The following is a 15,586-nucleotide window of genomic DNA, read 5'->3' as shown; positions in this document are numbered from 1 at the left end:
CTGGCCGAGACCTCCGACATGGCTATCGCCGTCAATCCCGTGCTGCCGGTGCTCGCTTCGAAAGAGGCGGACAGCGTTGCGCCCGACCTCACGCTGGAGGCCGGCAGCGTCGTCAATGCGCAGGTGCTGAAGGTGTTGTCCGCCGACCTGGTGCGGATCGCGATCGCGAGCCTGTCGATCGACGTCCAGACCGAGGTGCCGCTGCAACAGGGCCAGAACCTGCAGCTTGCGGTATCGCAGACCAGCGACGGCATCCGCCTGCAACTGGTCGGGCCGGGGGCTGACACGGGCGATGCCGTGCAATTGTCGCCGGCAGCGGCCAACGTCACCGCTGCTCCGCAACCCGTCGCCACGGCGCCGAAGGCCGTGTTGACGCCGCTCGAGCGCATCACCATCACCGCGACGGCGCAGCATGCGGCCGCCGTCCAGGGCAGCCAGGCGCCGCTGTTTGCCAACCTTGCGGCGGTCGCTGCGGCCAATCTGCCGCCGAAGCTGCAGGCTGCGATCGCGCAGGTGCTGGCGCAGCAGACCGGCCTCAACGAGAATTTGAGCGGCGATGCCGTCAAGGCGGGATTCCAGAAATCCGGCGTGCTGCTGGAGGCGACGCTCGCCGCGGCCGTAGCACCCGCGGGCGGCGGCGCGCCCGACTTGAAGGCCGCGCTGATCGTGCTGCGCCAGGCGCTGACTTCGCTCGGCGCCGGCGATGCCACAAGGCCCGCGTCCACGCCGCTGCAGCAGCCGTCGCTCGCCAGTGCCGGCACGGCGCCGAGCATCGTGCCGCCGTCAATGCCCGAGCTCGAGGTTCAGGAGATCCTGCTGCCGCAGGCGCGCGTGCCGATTGCCGAGGATCTCACCCGCGGCGCCACCCGCCTCGCAGGCGCGCTCGCGGATGCGCTCGATGCCGGACCGTCATCCGGCGGCGCGCTCAATCTCATTCAGGAAGCGTTGCATGAGCTCGGCAACCCGGCACGGCAGGGCGCCGCGCCGCGGGAGATGCTGCCCGGCGACGTGCCCGCACGCGGCAGCACGCCGCCACCGCCGTTTCCCGGCGCGCTGCCGTCGGCCCAGGCCGTTGCCGAGCCGTCGATCGCACCCGGCACGCCGCTTGCGACCGCTGCGCATCGCCTGCTGGAAAACACCGACGCGGCGCTGGCGCGGCAGACGCTGCTGCAGATCGCCTCGCTGCCGGACCGTGGCGACGGCATGCGCCCGCAGCTCGACGCCATGGTGCCGCGCTGGAATTTCGAGATTCCGTTCCTGACCCAGCAGGGCACGGCGATGGCGCAGTTCGAGATTTCCCGCGACGGCGGCGGCAACGAGGTCGAAGCCGCCAAGGGGGTGTGGCGGGCGCGCTTCACGCTCGACGTCGAGCCGGCCGGGCCCGTGCACGCGCTGGTCTCGCTGAACGGCGAGCGCACCTCGGTGCGGATGTGGGCCGAGCGTCCTTCGACCGCCGCGCAATTGCGCGCCGGCGCTTCCGAACTGAGCCTGGCGCTGACCAGGGCAGAGCTGACGCCCGGCGACATCGAAATCCGCGACGGCAGCCCGCCGCAACCTGCGCCGGCGCGCGCCGGCCATTTCCTGGATCGCGCATCATGAGCGAGACGCCGAACCAGCTCGCGGTCGCATTGCATTACGACCACGCCGGCGCGCCGCGCGTGGTGGCAAAAGGCAAGGGCGCGATCGGCGCCAAGATCATCGAGGTCGCCAAGGCTAACGACATCCCGATCGAGGAGAACGAGGTTTTGGCCGGCGCGCTCTCCAATGTCGAGCTCGGCGACGAGATCCCGGCCGAGCTCTACAAGGCCGTCGCCGAGGTGCTGGTGTTCGTGTTGCGGATGTCGGGCAGGGCGCGGTAGCGATAGCGCTTCAAGCGAAGTGGGCACCGGTTCGCGTGAAGAAAACGCGTCAAACAAGTGAGGCTCATTGCCATCCTTTCACCACGATGACATCAGCATCGTCGTCAACCCGAATTGACCAGGTCTCGTCGTGATCAATCGCCGCCATGCGCTCGGTCTGTTTGCTGCCGCCACCATCCTGCCGTCGCGCAGCTTCGCCAATGTGTCGTACCAGCGCAGCGAGTTTCGCGAGGATCTGCAAAAGCGGTTCTTCGATCTCGGCACCGAGGGCACCTTCGTCGGCTACAAGATCGAGGACTATCTGATCATCGCGAGCGACAAGGTTCGCTCGGGCGAGGGCAGGCTGCCGGCTTCGACCTTCAAGATCCCGAACGCGCTGATCGCGCTCGAGACCGGCGTGGTGCAGGATCCCGACAAGGACGTCTTCAAGTGGGACGGCACAACGCGCAGCATCGAGGCCTGGAACAAGGATCACACGCTGCGCTCGGCGCTCGCGGTGTCGGCCTTCCCGGTGTTCCAGGAAATCGCCCGCCGGATCGGCGAGGAGCGGATGCAGAAGTATCTCGACGTCATCGACTACGGCAACCGCGACATTGGCGGCGGCATCGACCAGTTCTGGGTGACGGGAAACCTTCGGATCGATCCGGTGCAGCAGATCGATTTCCTCGACCGGCTGCGCCGCGGCGTGCTGCCGGTCGGCAAGCGCAGCCAAGAGCTGGTGTGCGACATTCTCCCGGTGACGAAAGTCGGCGACGCCGTCATTCGGGCCAAGACCGGCCTCACCGACAAGGAGCACGGCGCGCTGGGCTGGCTGGTCGGCTGGGCCGAGAAGGGCAGCGAGGTCACCGTGTTCGCGATGAACATGGACTGCAAGACCCAGGCGCAGATCGATGCGCGGATGAGCGTGACGCAGCAATGCCTCACCGACATCGTCGCGCTGTGACGGGCTGACCTGCGTACGCTGCGACTGGTAGGCGCGCCGCCGCTCGATTAGCATCCTCCGATAAAAGCAAAACCGGAGGAAATCATGCAATCGGCTTCGATCTGGCTGTCGTCACTTACGCTGGCCGCGGCCGGCGGCTGGCTCGCGGCCACAATGTTCTCGGCGCCGGCCACCAGCAAGGAGCCGCGCTTCCCGCAGCTCACGATGGATCAGCTCAACGACCAGCAGCGGCCGCTCGGCGAGGCGATCATGAAGGTGTCGAGCGTCGGCATCGGCGGTCCCTACAATCCGATGATCAGGAGCCCGGTGCTCGGCCAGCGGCTCTACGATCTGTTCTATTACCTGCGCTGGCAGACCTCGGTGCCGACCAAGCTGAACGAGTTCGCGATCCTGATCATCGGCCGGCAGTGGCGCTCGCAGGTCGAGTGGTTCGCGCATGCGCCGCTCGCGGCCAAGGCCGGCTTGTCGGCCGATGTCATCGCCGAGCTGAAGGCCGGCAACCGTCCCTCGAAGATGGCCGACGACGAGGCCGTGGTGTACGATTTCGTCACCGAGCTGACCACGACCAAGAAGGTCTCCGACGAGACCTATGCGCGGGCCAAGGCAATCTTCAACGACCAGCAGATCGTCGATCTCACCGCGCTCGCCGGCAATTACGTGATGGTCGCAATGCTGCTGGCGATGGCGGAAGAGACGGTGCCGCCGGGCAAGGAAGAGCCGTTCAAGGTGGGTGAGAAATAACGAGCGTCGCGTCGATCAGGCGCAAGCTAGCGCCCGATCGCGCGCTGTAAGGCCGGCATCAGTTTCGGGTCGCGGCATTGCGCGACGTTGAAGCGCATGAAGCCGGTGGCCGATTGTGTGGTGCTGAACACGTTGCCCGGCGCCAGCACGATGTTGTCGGCGAGTGCTGCGCGCGCCACGTCGGCGGAGTCGCAGCCGTCGGGCAGGCGGCACCAGAGCTGGAAGCCGCCGCGCGGCATCAGCCACGGCTCGATGCCGATGCGCTGCAGCTTCTCGCCGACGTCGCGGCGGGCGCGCGCCAGCCGCCGGCGCAGCTCCTCGACATGCTTGCGGTAGAAGCCGGTCGCCAAAACGCTCGCGATGATTTCGGTCGCGACCGCGCAGGGGCCGCCGAACCCGGTCGCGACCTGCAGATCGACCAGCTGCTCGATCCAGTCGGCGCGCGCCGCGATGAAGCCGCAGCGCAACGATGCCGACAGCGTCTTGGAGAAGCTGCCGATCCGGATCACGCGGTTCAGTCCGTCGAGCGCCGCGAGCCGCGCCGACGGCTCCGGCTCGAAATCGGTAAAGATGTCGTCCTCGACGATGGTGAGGTCGAAGGCTGCAGCCGCGTTCAACACGCGGTGCGCGGTCTGCGGCGACATCGTCGCGCCCGTTGGATTGTGCAGACCGGACACGGTGATGTAGAGCCGCGGCCGCTCGGCGTCGAGCACCGCCTCGAAGCTTGTGATATCGGGCCCCGATGGCGTGTAGGGCACGCTGATGAGCTTGACCTGATGGGCGCGCAGCAACGCCCGGAAATTGAAATAACAGGGATCGTCGACCAGCACCGTGTCGCCGGGCCGCAGCAGGAAGCGGCAGATCAGGTCGATCGCCTGGGTGCCGGACATCGTGAGCAGCACCTGCTCGGGCGACACTTCGAGACCTTCGTCGGCGAACCGCGCCATCAGCATGCGGCGCAGCGCCAGCGAGCCGCGCGTCGCACCGTAATCGGCGAGCACGGCGTCGTCGGCCCGCGCCAGGCCGCGGAACGCGCGCCGCAGCGCCTCGGTCGGCATCCAGTCGGCGGGCAGCCAGCCGCAGCCCGGTTTCAGCGCGCCGCTCGCGGCGTCGAGCGATTGCCGCGACACCCAGAACGGATCGACGGCGCGATCGTGCTGCGGCTGGTCCCTTGTGAGCGCCAGCGGCGGCAGCGCCGCGGACGAGACATAGAAGCCCGAGCCTGGCCGCGCCCGGATCAGGCCCTCGGCGGCGAGCCGGTCATAGGCCTCGACCACGGTCGAGGGCGCGACGCCCATGGTCGCGGCAAAGCTGCGGATCGAGGGCAGGCGGTCGTCGGCGGCGAGCGCGCGGCTCGCGATTCTGGCGCGGATCGCGTTCATCACGTCGGTGGTCCGGGTCGCCTTCGGCGCCAAAACGGCGCGATGATTGGATGGCTGCCGCAAGTGTTTGCCTACCTTAAAGTGTATGCCTACCTTTACCCATACAGTTTGGCGATATTGTACTGATCCGTAACTGCCTTGGCCAGCCCGCCGCCGCTATCCTCGCCTGCGAAAGACGAGGTGCGCGATGAGCGATTCGAAGACATTGTCGGGGAAGTCTCTGTCGGGGAAGTCCTGGGCGGGCGAGGGGCGCAGCAGCGCTTCGCTGGAGGGCTGGGGCAGCGGTTTGCTCGGCGTGATCATCTTCAGCGGCTCGCTGCCGGCCACCCGCGTCGCGGTTGCCGGGTTCTCGCCGCTGTTCCTGACCTCGGCACGCGCGGCGATCGCGGCGCTGCTCGGCGCGGCACTGCTGGCGGTGCTGCGGCAGCCCTGGCCGCAGCGCAAGGACCTGGTGTCGCTGACCATCGTAGCCCTCGGCGTCGTGATCGGCTTTCCGCTGCTGACCGCGCTGGCGCTCCAGCACATCACCTCGGCGCATTCGATCGTGTTCATCGGGCTGCTGCCGCTGTCGACCGCGGTGTTCGGCGTGCTGCGCGGCGGCGAGCGGCCGAAGCCGCTGTTCTGGCTGTTCTCCTGCATCGGCAGCGCGACGGTCGGCGCCTTCGCTCTGTCAGGTGATGGATCGGCGTCGCTGACCGGCGACTTGTTGATGGTCGCCGCCATCATCGTCTGCGGCCTCGGCTATGCCGAGGGTGCTGCGCTGTCGCGCCGGCTCGGTGGCTGGCAGGTGATTTCCTGGGCGCTGGTGCTCTCAGTGCCGGTGGTGCTCGTGATGACCATCATGACGCTGCCGCCGAGCTGGCAGGGCATCGGCGCGCCGGCCTGGCTCGGGCTCGCTTACGTCTCGATCTTCAGTATGCTGGTCGGCTTCGTGTTCTGGTATCGCGGCCTTGCGCTCGGCGGCATCGCCAGCGTCGGCCAGTTGCAGCTGTTGCAGCCGTTCTTCGGCCTCGCGCTGGCCGGGCTGCTGCTGCATGAGCCGGTCGCCTGGTCGATGATCGCAGCGACCATGCTCGTCGTCGCCTGCGTCGTGTTCGCGCGCCGGTACGCTTGAGGCTAGAGCGGGATGACTTTCGTCGAATCATCATCCCGCTCTGTCCCTTTGTTTGATTTCTCCCTGTGACTTGGCCGAATTGTAAAGCGCGCGCTAACCATGCCAAGCGGTAATTCATGCCGCCGGGCGCACCGGCCCGCACTGTTACGGATCAGGTTTCAGCGATCCTTAAATTCAGCTGCTCACCATGCGCGTCGACGCGACACGAGGGGGCCGATGCCATTCAGGTTGATTGCGCCCGACGCGGTCAGGTCGGAAAGCCAGCGCGCACTGCTGACCTATTGGGATCAGCTGTCGGCCGGCCGGCCATTTCCCGCTTTCGCCGAACTGAAACCGGATCCCGCGATGCACGATCCCCGGCAACTCGTCGCATGGGCGGTCGAGGGCGAGGGACGTCTGCGCAAATTCCGCGCGATGTATCAGGGCGAGCATGTCGCCGAGGCGTTCAATTCCGCCTGGGCAGGCAAGACCATGGAGCAGGTGGTCTCGATGTCGCTCCGGCGCATTACGCTGACGCCGGCGAAGCAATGCGCGACGAGCGGCTGCGCGGTGTACATGGTCTTCTCGACCATCGATGCCAACGATCGGCAAGTCGATTGCGAGCGGCTGCTGCTGCCGTTCGGCAGCGACGGCAAGACGGTCGAGCATCTGCTCGCATCCCTGCAATTGACCGTGGTCGGAAGCAGACCCCGCATCCTCAAGCATTTCGACATGCAGGCGGACGTGCGGTTGCAGGGCAAGATCCGCTCCGGCTTCTCGACCGGCGCGACCAGCGAGGCCGCCGGCGACCAGCGCAGGGCTCTCAGGCGCAACGTTGCGCGGGCAGCGCGCATCAGCTTTGCCCGGCGCAGCATGACCTGCATCGTGCGCAACCTCTCCGCGACCGGCGCTGCGGTCGAGGCGACAAATCCCGCTGTCATCCCCGACAGCTTCCGCCTCGTGCTGGAAATGGAGACGACGGAGCGGCATTGCCGCGTGATCTGGCGCAGGAAAGGCCGGATCGGCGTTCGGTTCAGCTGAGCTTTCCGATCCGCCCGAGATGGGTGTAGCCAAACCCTCTTGAGTATTTCAGCCCGTAGCCGAGCGCGCGGTCGATCCCGATATGTGCAAGCCAGATCATCGCGATCGAGAGCACCAGCGGTCCTTCGCCGGCAAAACCCAGCGTCATCAGCGCCACCGGCGCCAGATAGGTGTGGGCGGCGTTGTAGGCGATGGCGCCGGCCCGCGGGCTGATCAGGTAAGCGGCAAAGCTGATGTCCGGCACCAGGAACAGCAGGACGTAGACCAGCCAGGAACCCTCCCACTTGTAGTAGAGCACGGTCATCCCGACGAACAGCACCAGCCCCTCCAGCCGGAGCAGGGTGCGGACCCCGCCCGTGGCGGCGCCGGTCTCGGCCGTGGTCGTATCAGTCATCGCTGTCTCCCCAGATGTCGGAAAATCCTACCGTTTTTGCGCCCGAACCCGGTCACAAGCGCCTTTCCGGTTCCGAAATGGCCGTGCTAAAGCCATTCCGAACCAAGCGGGACACCGGTTCGCACCGGGACGCGGACTGTAGCTAACACGGGCGGAAACAAATGAAAGACATCCTCGACACCCTCGAAGAGCGGCGCGCCGGCGCCAAGCTGGGCGGCGGCGAAAAGCGCATCGAGGCGCAGCACGCCCGCGGCAAGCTGACCGCCCGCGAGCGGATCGAACTGCTGCTGGACAAGGGCTCGTTCGAGGAATTCGACATGTTCGTCGAGCACCGCTCGATCGAGTTCGGCATGGAGAAGACCAAGATCCCCGGCGACGGCGTCGTCACCGGCTGGGGCACGGTCAACGGCCGCAAGACCTTCGTGTTCGCCAAGGACTTCACCGTGTTCGGCGGCTCGCTGTCGGAAACCCATGCGCTGAAGATCACCAAGCTGCAAGACATGGCGATGAAGGCGAGGGCGCCGATCATCGGCCTCTATGACGCCGGCGGCGCGCGCATCCAGGAAGGCGTCGCCGCGCTCGCGGGTTATTCCTACGTGTTCCGCCGCAACGTGCAGGCCTCGGGTGTGATCCCGCAGATCTCGGTCATCATGGGCCCCTGCGCCGGCGGCGACGTCTATTCGCCCGCCATGACCGATTTCATCTTCATGGTGAAAAACACCAGCTACATGTTCGTCACCGGCCCCGACGTGGTGAAGACCGTCACCAACGAGGTGGTGACGGCAGAGGAACTCGGCGGCGCCTCGGTGCACGCGACGCGCTCCTCGATCGCCGACGGCGCCTTCGAGAACGACGTCGATGCGCTGTTGCAGATGCGCCGCCTGATCGACTTCCTGCCGTCGAATAACACCGACGGCGTGCCGGAATGGCCGAGCTTCGACGATATCGGCCGGGTCGACATGTCCCTGGACACGCTGATCCCCGACAATCCGAACAAGCCCTACGACATGAAGGAGCTGATCCTGAAGGTGGTCGACGAGGGCGACTTCTTCGAGATCTCGGAGACCTTCGCCAGGAACATCGTCACCGGCTTCGGCCGCATCGCCGGCCGCACGGTCGGCTTCGTCGCCAACCAGCCGATGGTGCTGGCGGGCGTGCTCGACAGCGATGCCTCGCGCAAGGCCGCGCGCTTCGTGCGGTTCTGCGATGCCTTCAACATCCCGATCGTCACCTTCGTCGACGTGCCGGGCTTCCTGCCGGGCACCGCGCAGGAATATGGCGGCCTGATCAAGCACGGCGCCAAGCTGCTGTTCGCCTATTCGCAGTGCACGGTACCGCTCGTCACCATCATCACCCGCAAGGCCTATGGCGGCGCCTTCGACGTGATGGCGTCCAAGGAAATCGGCGCCGACATGAACTACGCCTGGCCGACCGCGCAGATCGCCGTGATGGGCGCCAAGGGCGCGGTCGAGATCATCTTCCGCTCTGACATCGGCGACCCCGACAAGATCGCCGCCCGCACCAAGGAATACGAAGACCGCTTCCTGTCCCCCTTCATCGCCGCCGAGCGCGGCTACATCGACGACGTCATCATGCCGCATTCGACGCGGCGGCGGATTGCCCGGGCGCTGGCGATGCTCAGGGATAAGAAGGTCGAGATCCCGGCGAAGAAGCACGACAATCTTCCGCTATGAGGGCGGCGTAGGGTGGGTTAGCGCAAGCGTAACCCACCACCTTCGTTGGGCAGCTTCAGTAGCTTATGACGAGTGGTTCTCGAGTGAGCAACGATGGGGATTGACGAGGAACGAAAGAAGGTCTGCGACGCCTGGCGGCAGGCGTTCTTTCTTTTAGTATCGAGGCTCCTTACCTCCTGAAATCCCCAGATAGTCGAGACGTCTGGTGTGCGGCCTATTTGCCACATTTCGGCGGTCCGAAGGGCATGGTCCTTGGCTTACTCGATGGCCCTAGTCATGGGGTCGATGAGCGACTGAGTTCTGCCGCCGACGCGCACGGACTGTACCAGAGCTTCATTAACCCCAAGATCTACGAGAGCTATGATGAGAAAGTGTTCAGGGAAGCCTTGACTGACTGGGGATTCTTCGGAGACGAGGAGCGCCGTCCCATCTGGTTACGATAATAGTAGCGAGTACGCGGGGAACGAAGTTGGCTTCGATGTCTCGGTTGATGTGCTCCGCGGCGGGGAATGCTCACACTGACCCGCCCTACAGGTGCGAATCCGATGACCGAAGACGATCCGACCGACGAGATTTCCGAGATCGAAGCGCAGATCGAGCAGCTTGCCGAAAGCGCCGAGCGGTCGCGGCGAATCATCCTCGGGTCGAAGGTGGCAATCGCCGGCGGCTTCGCGTTGTTGTTCGCCGCGCTGCTTGGGCTGTTCAGTTCTGGTGAGACCGCGGCGCTCGGATCGATTGCGCTGGTGCTCGGCGGCATCGTGTCGCTCGGATCGAATGTCAGCACGTTGCGGCAGACCGAGGCCGCGATCGCGACCGCCGAGGCACGCCGTGCGCGACTGATCGGCAACATCGATCTTCGGCTGGTTCACGACGTGCCGCTGAAGCTGATGTGATGGCAGAAGCGGGCGAGGGTACGCGCATGATCGAAACGCCGCGCCTTCGACTTTACCATTGGGACGATCGCCATCGCGACGCATTCGCGGCGATGCATGCCGATGCTGACGTCATGGCGGACTACGGCGGACCGCTCGGCCGGGCGGACAGCGACCGGAAGCTCGAGCGGTACGTTGCCGCGCAGCGCGACCACGGCATATCCCGATGGGCCGTCGAGGACGTCGACGGCGCGTTGCTGGGCTATGCGGGCGTGATGCCGCGATTGTCGGGAGATCATCCGCTCGGCGCGCATTTCGAAATCGGCTGGCGCTTCACGCGCAGGGCCTGGGGGCATGGCTACGCGACCGAGAGCGCCAGCGCGGCGCTGCGGCACGCAATTCATGACGCCGGGCTGCGCGAGATCGTGTCCTTCACCGGCCCGGACAATGCGCGCTCGCAGGCGGTGATGGCGCGGCTCAAACTGCTGCGCGCTCCCGCGCGTGACTTCACGACGCTGACGCCGCGCGGCGAGCCGTGGCGCGGGCTGGTCTGGACCGTGCCATCGGGGGGGCCGCGCGATTGATTTGCCTTGTCACAAAGCTCGGACGATGCCGCGAGAACGCGGATTTATGACTTACAGATCTCGCCACATATTCAGTGTCGTCCCGGCGAAGGCCGGGACCCATAACCACAAATGCCGCTTATCGCGCGACACCGGAACGACGAGTCCCCACACAACTCCTGCTGCGGCGTATGGGTCCCGGCCTCCGCCGGGACGACAGCGGGAGGAGCGTGCCCCTACTTCGCCGCCAGCGGCACATAATCATATTCGCCGACGCCCTGCAGGATCAGGAACGTCAGCGACGTCGTGCCGGCGTTGGTGACGAGATGAGGGCGGGTGGGCCTCACGGAGTAGACCTCGCCTGGCTTGAGGTGCACTTCCTCCTTCGGTTCCTGCAGGAACAGCCGCATCCGGCCTTCCAGCACGTAGAACGTGTCGGAGATGTTGCTATGGGTGTGCCACGGCACTTTCTGGGTCGGCGAGAGCTGCAACTCCATGATGCGGAAGCCGGGGCGGGCGGCGTGCTGGGCGCGGCGCTCGACTTCGTAGAGGTGGCTGGCATCCTTGATCGGTTGTCCTGACTTCATGGCGGCCTCCCGGAGATGTTCTTGTGATGCGTGATGCTAGTTCCGATCGACGGTTCACGAAACCGGTGGAATGGGCATGACGGGCAAGACGCAGCAGCGGGCGTGATGCGTAGGGCGGGTTAGCGTCAGCGTAACCCGCCGTCCTTGTTCCGCGCCGACGGTCAGCGGGTTACGGCTTCGCCTAATCCGCCCTACAGAACGTTGGAGGAGGAGGCATTGTCGTGATGGTTGTGTGACGTCACGCGAACGCGAATGCGGCCGCGCGGCATTGAACTCCATGAAACGTGAATGCGCGGTTCAGCGAGCGTTCAGGTCGCGGCGAAAAGACTGGCTGACGCAGTTGATCCCGCTCAGCAACAAAGGGAAACGCTCATGGAACGCCGGAATCTTCTAAAGATGGCCTTTGCCGTCGCTACCTGTGCGGCCGCCTTCGCAGCAACCGTGCAGGCAGCGCCGCTCGCACCGCTTCCCCTCAGTCGCGAGGCACATTCGCCCGTCGATCGCGATGCGCAACCGGCTGTCACCACGGGCGACGAGGTTGGTCGCTTGAAGCCCGAACAGGTGCACTGGCATCACCGCCACTGGGGCTGGCATCATCGGCACTGGCACCACCGCCATTGGGGTCGGCACCACCGGCATTGGCACCACAGGCATTGGGGCTGGCGCCATCATCATTGGCATCATCATCACTGGCGCCGCTGGTGATGTCGACGTCACGACGAAAAAGAAAAACCCCGCGCGAAGCGGGGTTTTGTTGTTCGGAATGCGCCGCGGTCAGATCGGGCGGCAACGGCCGTAGCGCCACATGAATCCGTAGGGGCAGGTGCGGACGCGCGGCGCCACCACGACGGGGCGCTCGACCACGACCGGCGGGCGAACGACAACGGCGCCCGGAGCGACGACGACGGGGCCGCGGTTCCTGACGCAGCCTCCATACGGACCGCGGTGCCAGCCGGGGCCGCAGCCACCGGCAGCGTCAGCGGCGCTGATGCCGGCGAAAGCGGTCGTCACCAAAACTGCTGCTGCAAAAAGATACTTCATGACTTCTCCTTCTTAATGGGCCGCGCGCTGCGGCGCCGCAACAAACTTGAGATTACCGATTCGCCCGGCCGGATCATTGCAGAAGCCGTGCCCGATGTCGTCGACCATAATGTTGCGGACTGAATGCGACATGAATGTTGCGCATCACGCCTGCGTCAGTGCGTCGCAATCACGCTCAGCATCGTTTCAAAATATTTCGCGAGGCGCGCATCGGACGAAGCGCACAGCGGCGAGGACACCAAATATATCGGAGAGCGAGACAAGCGAGACCGGAGCCGAATGACGCGCCAGCGCTGACCTGAACGCGCGATGTTATTCGCTCGCGCCGAACAGCGCGGCGAACCGCTTCTCGCCGTTGCGCGAGAAATTGACCACGCGGCTGCCCGGTGCAGCATCGCGCGCCGCCCATTTCAATTCGGTGAAGCGGTCCATCATGGCAGCGCCGAGCGTGCCGGCGAGATGGTGCCGCCGCTCGCTCCAGTCGAGGCAGGCCTTGCACACCGGGCGGCGCGGATGTGTCAGCGCATCGGCGTCGATCTGCAGCTCCTCGGCCATGAAGCGTTTGCCTTCGCCGGTGAGCTCGATCGCCTGCTTGCTCTGGCGCACCAGCTTCTGCCGCTTCATGCTGTCGAGCATCTGCACGCCGAGATCGCCGGCGAGATGGTCGTAGCAGATGCGGGCACGGCGCAGCGCCGGATCCTTCGGCCCGGTGCGCACGCGCATATGGCCGGCGCGGGCGGCGATGCCCTGCAGGGCTTCGAGCACGTCGGCGACGTCGGGGTCGGAGAGCCGATAGTAGCGATGGCGGCCCTGCTTCTCGGGCTCGATCAGGCCGCCGGCCTCGAGCTTGGCGAGATGCGAGCTCGCCGTTTGCGGCGTGATGCCGGCCTCCTGCGCCAGCTCGCTCGCGGTCAGCGCGCGGCCGGTCATCAGCGCGGTCAGCATGTTGCAGCGTGCGGGATCGCCGACCAGAGCGGCGATCCGGGAGATGTCGGGTCCTGCTTTCATAGTTCGATGATAGCCGAAGCATCAAGGTCGAGCAAGGAGGTAGTGTCCATCGTGCCCGTCGCCCGCAATGACGAAATACCAGGAGACCCGAATGACCGTCACCGTGTTCATCCGCTACCAGCTCGATCCGTTCAAGCGCGTGATGTTCGAGGAGTATTCGCGGAACTGGCTCTCGATCATCCCGCGCTGCGGCGGCGATCTGCTCGGCTACTGGATGCCGCATGAGGGCACCAACAACATCGCTTTCGCGCTGATCTCGTTCGAGAGCCTTGCCGCCTACGAGGCCTATCGCGCGCGGCTGCGTCAGGACGGCGAGGGCGTGGCGAACTTCAACTTCGCGGAACAAAACCGCTTCATCCTCGCCGAGGAACGGACATTCCTGCGCAAGGTCGAGCTATAGTCGCACCACAACAACAATGCGCGGAGGCGCCCATGATTGCCGTGATCTTCGAAGTCTGGCCGAAGGCTGAGCACCGGGAGCTCTATTTCGACCTTGCCGCCGAGCTGAAGCCGATCCTGCAGGAGATCGACGGCTTCATCTCGGTCGAGCGGTACGAGAGCCTCACCGAGAAGGGCAAGTTCGTGTCGCTGTCATTCTTCCGCGACGAGGCCGCGGTGGAAGCCTGGCGCAACACGGTCGAGCACCGCCGCACCCAGGCCAAGGGCCGCGCGCGGATCTTCGAGAATTACCGGCTGCGGGTCGCGAGCGTGATGCGTGACTACGGCCTGAACGAACGCGATCAGGCGCCGAAGGACAGCCGCGCGGTGCACGAGCCGAAGCTCTAGCGCGCGCAGATGCGCGTGCCTATCTCTGCGCGGCCAACGACTCTAGGGAGCGACCAATGCCACTGCCAACTGCTGACAAACGAGCCGCCTTCAAGAAGCTGCATGAGAGCGGGTGCTTCATCATTCCGAACCCGTTCGACGTCGGTAGCGCCCGCGCCCTGCAACATCTCGGTTTCAAGGCGCTGGCCTCGACCAGCGCGGGCTTTGCCTGGACCATCGCCAAGGCCGACAACCGCGTCACGATCGACGATGTCTGCGACCACCTCACTGCGATCTGCGCGGCGGTCGATATTCCCGTCAACGCCGATTTCGAGGGCGGCTTCGCGGTCGAGCCGGACAAGGTCGCGGTCAATGTCGCGCGCGGCGTCAAGACCGGCGTCGCCGGGCTCTCGATCGAGGACTCGACCGGTGATGCCGCCAATCCGCTGTTCGAGCACAAGCTCGCGGTGGAGCGCATCAGGGCGGCACGCAAGGCCATCGATGCCGACCACAGCGGCGTGCTGCTCACCGGCCGCTGCGAGGCGTTCCTGTGGGGCAAGAAGGACCTCAATCTGGTGATCGAGCGGCTGCAGGCCTATTCGGAAGCCGGGGCCGATGTGTTGTATTCGCCGGGCATCTCGACCAAAGAGGAAATCTCCGCGGTCGTGAAGGCGGTGGCGCCGAAGCCGGTCAATCTTTTGATCGGCGGCGCGTCCGACCTGACACTGCAAGCGGTCGCCGACCTCGGCGTGCGCCGGATCAGCGTCGGCGGGGCGCTGGCGCGGATGGCCTGGACCGGCGTCATGAAGGCCGCCAAGGAAATGGCGGAGAAGGGCACCTTCACCGAATTCGCCAACGGCTATCCCGGCGGCGAGCTCAACAAGATGTTCAAGTAGACTTCGCGCGCAAAAGAGCGGCGGGCCGCTTGGGCCCGCCGCTCGCGCCTGGTCAGTGTCGTTACGCGTTACTTGGCATTCTCGGCCGGCGGGGCGGCCGGCTTGTCCATGTCCGACTTGTTCATGTCAGACGGCGGGTTCGCCGGGCTGGCTGGCGCCGCGCCCGTGGTCACGCCGGGCTGGCTATTCGGCTTCGGCGTCACGTCGCGCATGCCCGGGGGCGGCGCGGCCGGGTTGATCGGCTGCGTTTGCGCGGTCTGCGTCGGCGGCGTCGTGCCGGCCTCGTGGACCGACGTGTTGTTCAAGCCGTAGAACAGCGCGCCGAGCACCACGGCCACCGCAACTGCGAACATCGCGACCTTGGTGCTGCTGGTCGGTCCCTCCTGGAGTTCCGGATCCGGCTGCAGCTCGTTGTCCAGGCTGTTGAAGCGCGCCTGACGGCGGATTTCGTCATCGGTCAGGTTGGCGCGATACGGATCGTCAGGGTTGTAAGCCATTTCAAAGTTCCTCCGTTAGCCCCCCAAGGCTAAGCGCGTAGGCTAAACGCAGGAGACAATGGCTGGCGCGTGAGGATGTTCCGCGCCAATGTTGCAACCTGTTCATGCTGGAACCGCCGATCCCTAGAGCGTTTTCGAGCGAAGTGGATACCGGTTCGCGTGAAGAAAACGCGTCAAAACAAGAATCTAGAGCCCCGTTCCGATTCAATC

General features: G+C 65.6%; 19 protein-coding genes and 1 pseudogene. 13 read left to right on the top strand and 7 right to left on the bottom strand.

Annotated elements, in window-relative coordinates:
- Nucleotides 1-18: 18 nt before the first annotated feature.
- The 4 genes from JQ573_RS09000 (at nucleotide 19) to JQ573_RS08985 (ending at nucleotide 3,543) form a co-directional block, all read left to right on the top strand.
- Nucleotides 19-1,599 carry a flagellar hook-length control protein FliK gene (locus tag JQ573_RS09000; protein WP_212309640.1) on the top strand — a complete coding sequence of 527 codons (1,581 nt, stop codon included), beginning with the start codon at nucleotides 19-21 and terminating at the stop codon, nucleotides 1,597-1,599.
- A complete protein-coding gene (locus tag JQ573_RS08995; protein WP_212309639.1) occupies nucleotides 1,596-1,859 on the top strand; it encodes an EscU/YscU/HrcU family type III secretion system export apparatus switch protein in 264 nt (87 codons plus the stop codon). The genes JQ573_RS09000 and JQ573_RS08995 overlap by 4 nt, the downstream gene beginning before the upstream one ends.
- Before the next feature lie 130 nt (nucleotides 1,860-1,989).
- Complete coding sequence (gene blaOXA, locus JQ573_RS08990) at nucleotides 1,990-2,802, top strand: class D beta-lactamase (protein WP_212309638.1); 813 nt, start codon at nucleotides 1,990-1,992, stop codon at nucleotides 2,800-2,802.
- 84 nt (nucleotides 2,803-2,886) lie between these two features.
- Nucleotides 2,887-3,543: a carboxymuconolactone decarboxylase family protein gene (locus JQ573_RS08985; RefSeq protein ID WP_212309637.1), complete on the top strand. Its 657-nt coding sequence runs from the start codon at nucleotides 2,887-2,889 to the stop codon at nucleotides 3,541-3,543.
- A 26-nt stretch (nucleotides 3,544-3,569) separates the two neighbouring features.
- Here the strand turns inward: JQ573_RS08985 and JQ573_RS08980 are convergent, their stop codons facing one another.
- The gene (locus JQ573_RS08980) at nucleotides 3,570-4,925 is read right to left on the bottom strand and encodes a PLP-dependent aminotransferase family protein (protein ID WP_212310721.1); all 1,356 of its coding nucleotides are present in this window, start codon (nucleotides 4,923-4,925) and stop codon (nucleotides 3,570-3,572) included.
- Between the two features lie 187 nt (nucleotides 4,926-5,112).
- On the opposite strand from JQ573_RS08980, the gene JQ573_RS08975 reads away from it, so the two are divergent.
- Nucleotides 5,113-6,039 (top strand): DMT family transporter, encoded by a 927-nt coding sequence (locus JQ573_RS08975; RefSeq protein WP_249131545.1) that lies wholly within the window; start codon nucleotides 5,113-5,115, stop codon nucleotides 6,037-6,039.
- A gap of 216 nt (nucleotides 6,040-6,255) precedes the next feature.
- Nucleotides 6,256-7,059: a PilZ domain-containing protein gene (locus tag JQ573_RS08970; protein ID WP_212309636.1), complete on the top strand. Its 804-nt coding sequence runs from the start codon at nucleotides 6,256-6,258 to the stop codon at nucleotides 7,057-7,059.
- Here JQ573_RS08970 and JQ573_RS08965 read toward each other — a convergent pair.
- Entirely contained in the window at nucleotides 7,052-7,453 is a 402-nt protein-coding gene (locus JQ573_RS08965) for a DUF4260 domain-containing protein (RefSeq protein WP_212309635.1), read from the bottom strand. The two genes, JQ573_RS08970 and JQ573_RS08965, sit on opposite strands and share 8 nt — an antisense overlap.
- 161 nt (nucleotides 7,454-7,614) lie before the next feature.
- On the opposite strand from JQ573_RS08965, the gene JQ573_RS08960 reads away from it, so the two are divergent.
- The 3 genes from JQ573_RS08960 (at nucleotide 7,615) to JQ573_RS08950 (ending at nucleotide 10,603) form a co-directional block, all read left to right on the top strand.
- On the top strand, nucleotides 7,615-9,147 hold the full coding sequence (locus JQ573_RS08960; protein WP_095735072.1) for an acyl-CoA carboxylase subunit beta: 1,533 nt from the start codon (nucleotides 7,615-7,617) through the stop codon (nucleotides 9,145-9,147).
- A gap of 545 nt (nucleotides 9,148-9,692) precedes the next feature.
- Nucleotides 9,693-10,040 (top strand): hypothetical protein, encoded by a 348-nt coding sequence (locus JQ573_RS08955; protein WP_212309634.1) that lies wholly within the window; start codon nucleotides 9,693-9,695, stop codon nucleotides 10,038-10,040.
- A complete protein-coding gene (locus tag JQ573_RS08950; RefSeq protein ID WP_212408702.1) occupies nucleotides 10,040-10,603 on the top strand; it encodes a GNAT family N-acetyltransferase in 564 nt (187 codons plus the stop codon). Before JQ573_RS08955 ends, JQ573_RS08950 begins: the two co-directional genes overlap by 1 nt.
- A gap of 215 nt (nucleotides 10,604-10,818) precedes the next feature.
- On the opposite strand, the gene JQ573_RS08945 is transcribed toward JQ573_RS08950, so the two are convergent.
- On the bottom strand, nucleotides 10,819-11,169 hold the full coding sequence (locus tag JQ573_RS08945) for a cupin domain-containing protein (protein WP_212309632.1): 351 nt from the start codon (nucleotides 11,167-11,169) through the stop codon (nucleotides 10,819-10,821).
- A 288-nt stretch (nucleotides 11,170-11,457) separates the two neighbouring features.
- Here JQ573_RS08945 and JQ573_RS40755 point away from each other — a divergent pair.
- A pseudogene (locus JQ573_RS40755) lies at nucleotides 11,458-11,610 on the top strand (twin-arginine translocation signal domain-containing protein); the annotation flags it as partial.
- Nucleotides 11,611-11,689: 79 nt separating this feature from the next.
- On the opposite strand, the gene JQ573_RS40110 reads toward JQ573_RS40755, so the two are convergent.
- The 3 genes from JQ573_RS40110 to JQ573_RS08930 all read right to left on the bottom strand — a co-directional run bounded on the left by JQ573_RS40110 (nucleotide 11,690) and on the right by JQ573_RS08930 (nucleotide 13,218).
- Complete coding sequence (locus JQ573_RS40110; protein ID WP_249131845.1) at nucleotides 11,690-11,959, bottom strand: hypothetical protein; 270 nt, start codon at nucleotides 11,957-11,959, stop codon at nucleotides 11,690-11,692.
- Nucleotides 11,944-12,210, bottom strand: a complete 267-nt coding sequence (locus JQ573_RS08935; protein ID WP_212309631.1) for a GCG_CRPN prefix-to-repeats domain-containing protein — start codon at nucleotides 12,208-12,210, stop codon at nucleotides 11,944-11,946. The genes JQ573_RS40110 and JQ573_RS08935 overlap by 16 nt, the downstream gene beginning before the upstream one ends.
- Before the next feature lie 312 nt (nucleotides 12,211-12,522).
- Nucleotides 12,523-13,218, bottom strand: coding sequence for a helix-turn-helix transcriptional regulator (locus JQ573_RS08930; RefSeq protein WP_212309630.1), 696 nt, complete (start codon nucleotides 13,216-13,218; stop codon nucleotides 12,523-12,525).
- A 91-nt stretch (nucleotides 13,219-13,309) separates the two neighbouring features.
- Between JQ573_RS08930 and JQ573_RS08925 the strand changes: the two genes are divergently transcribed.
- From JQ573_RS08925 to JQ573_RS08915, 3 genes are read left to right on the top strand one after another with little or no spacing between them, the layout of a single operon-like run.
- Complete coding sequence (locus JQ573_RS08925) at nucleotides 13,310-13,618, top strand: NIPSNAP family protein (protein ID WP_212309629.1); 309 nt, start codon at nucleotides 13,310-13,312, stop codon at nucleotides 13,616-13,618.
- Between the two features lie 32 nt (nucleotides 13,619-13,650).
- Complete coding sequence (locus tag JQ573_RS08920) at nucleotides 13,651-14,004, top strand: antibiotic biosynthesis monooxygenase (protein WP_212309628.1); 354 nt, start codon at nucleotides 13,651-13,653, stop codon at nucleotides 14,002-14,004.
- A 56-nt stretch (nucleotides 14,005-14,060) separates the two neighbouring features.
- Nucleotides 14,061-14,879 carry an oxaloacetate decarboxylase gene (locus JQ573_RS08915; RefSeq protein ID WP_212309627.1) on the top strand — a complete coding sequence of 273 codons (819 nt, stop codon included), beginning with the start codon at nucleotides 14,061-14,063 and terminating at the stop codon, nucleotides 14,877-14,879.
- Between the two features lie 68 nt (nucleotides 14,880-14,947).
- Here JQ573_RS08915 and JQ573_RS08910 read toward each other — a convergent pair whose 3' ends face one another.
- Nucleotides 14,948-15,376: a hypothetical protein gene (locus tag JQ573_RS08910; RefSeq protein ID WP_212309626.1), complete on the bottom strand. Its 429-nt coding sequence runs from the start codon at nucleotides 15,374-15,376 to the stop codon at nucleotides 14,948-14,950.
- Nucleotides 15,377-15,586: the final 210 nt, after the last annotated feature.

Origin of the sequence: Bradyrhizobium sp. AUGA SZCCT0105, from assembly GCF_018129565.1 — a bacterium.
Lineage (GTDB): Bacteria > Pseudomonadota > Alphaproteobacteria > Rhizobiales > Xanthobacteraceae > Bradyrhizobium.
This window is presented reverse-complemented; position numbering and strand designations above follow the sequence as displayed.

Coding starts and splice junctions, on each gene's coding strand:
- JQ573_RS09000 (WP_212309640.1), top strand. CDS start 19: ATGGCTATCGCCGTCAATCCCGTGCTGCCGGTGCTCGCTTCGAAAGAG.
- JQ573_RS08995 (WP_212309639.1), top strand. CDS start 1,596: ATGAGCGAGACGCCGAACCAGCTCGCGGTCGCATTGCATTACGACCAC.
- JQ573_RS08985 (WP_212309637.1), top strand. CDS start 2,887: ATGCAATCGGCTTCGATCTGGCTGTCGTCACTTACGCTGGCCGCGGCC.
- JQ573_RS08980 (WP_212310721.1), bottom strand. CDS start 4,925: ATGAACGCGATCCGCGCCAGAATCGCGAGCCGCGCGCTCGCCGCCGAC.
- JQ573_RS08975 (WP_249131545.1), top strand. CDS start 5,113: ATGAGCGATTCGAAGACATTGTCGGGGAAGTCTCTGTCGGGGAAGTCC.
- JQ573_RS08970 (WP_212309636.1), top strand. CDS start 6,256: ATGCCATTCAGGTTGATTGCGCCCGACGCGGTCAGGTCGGAAAGCCAG.
- JQ573_RS08965 (WP_212309635.1), bottom strand. CDS start 7,453: ATGACTGATACGACCACGGCCGAGACCGGCGCCGCCACGGGCGGGGTC.
- JQ573_RS08960 (WP_095735072.1), top strand. CDS start 7,615: ATGAAAGACATCCTCGACACCCTCGAAGAGCGGCGCGCCGGCGCCAAG.
- JQ573_RS08955 (WP_212309634.1), top strand. CDS start 9,693: ATGACCGAAGACGATCCGACCGACGAGATTTCCGAGATCGAAGCGCAG.
- JQ573_RS08950 (WP_212408702.1), top strand. CDS start 10,040: ATGGCAGAAGCGGGCGAGGGTACGCGCATGATCGAAACGCCGCGCCTT.
- JQ573_RS08945 (WP_212309632.1), bottom strand. CDS start 11,169: ATGAAGTCAGGACAACCGATCAAGGATGCCAGCCACCTCTACGAAGTC.
- JQ573_RS08935 (WP_212309631.1), bottom strand. CDS start 12,210: ATGAAGTATCTTTTTGCAGCAGCAGTTTTGGTGACGACCGCTTTCGCC.
- JQ573_RS08930 (WP_212309630.1), bottom strand. CDS start 13,218: ATGAAAGCAGGACCCGACATCTCCCGGATCGCCGCTCTGGTCGGCGAT.
- JQ573_RS08925 (WP_212309629.1), top strand. CDS start 13,310: ATGACCGTCACCGTGTTCATCCGCTACCAGCTCGATCCGTTCAAGCGC.
- JQ573_RS08920 (WP_212309628.1), top strand. CDS start 13,651: ATGATTGCCGTGATCTTCGAAGTCTGGCCGAAGGCTGAGCACCGGGAG.
- JQ573_RS08915 (WP_212309627.1), top strand. CDS start 14,061: ATGCCACTGCCAACTGCTGACAAACGAGCCGCCTTCAAGAAGCTGCAT.
- JQ573_RS08910 (WP_212309626.1), bottom strand. CDS start 15,376: ATGGCTTACAACCCTGACGATCCGTATCGCGCCAACCTGACCGATGAC.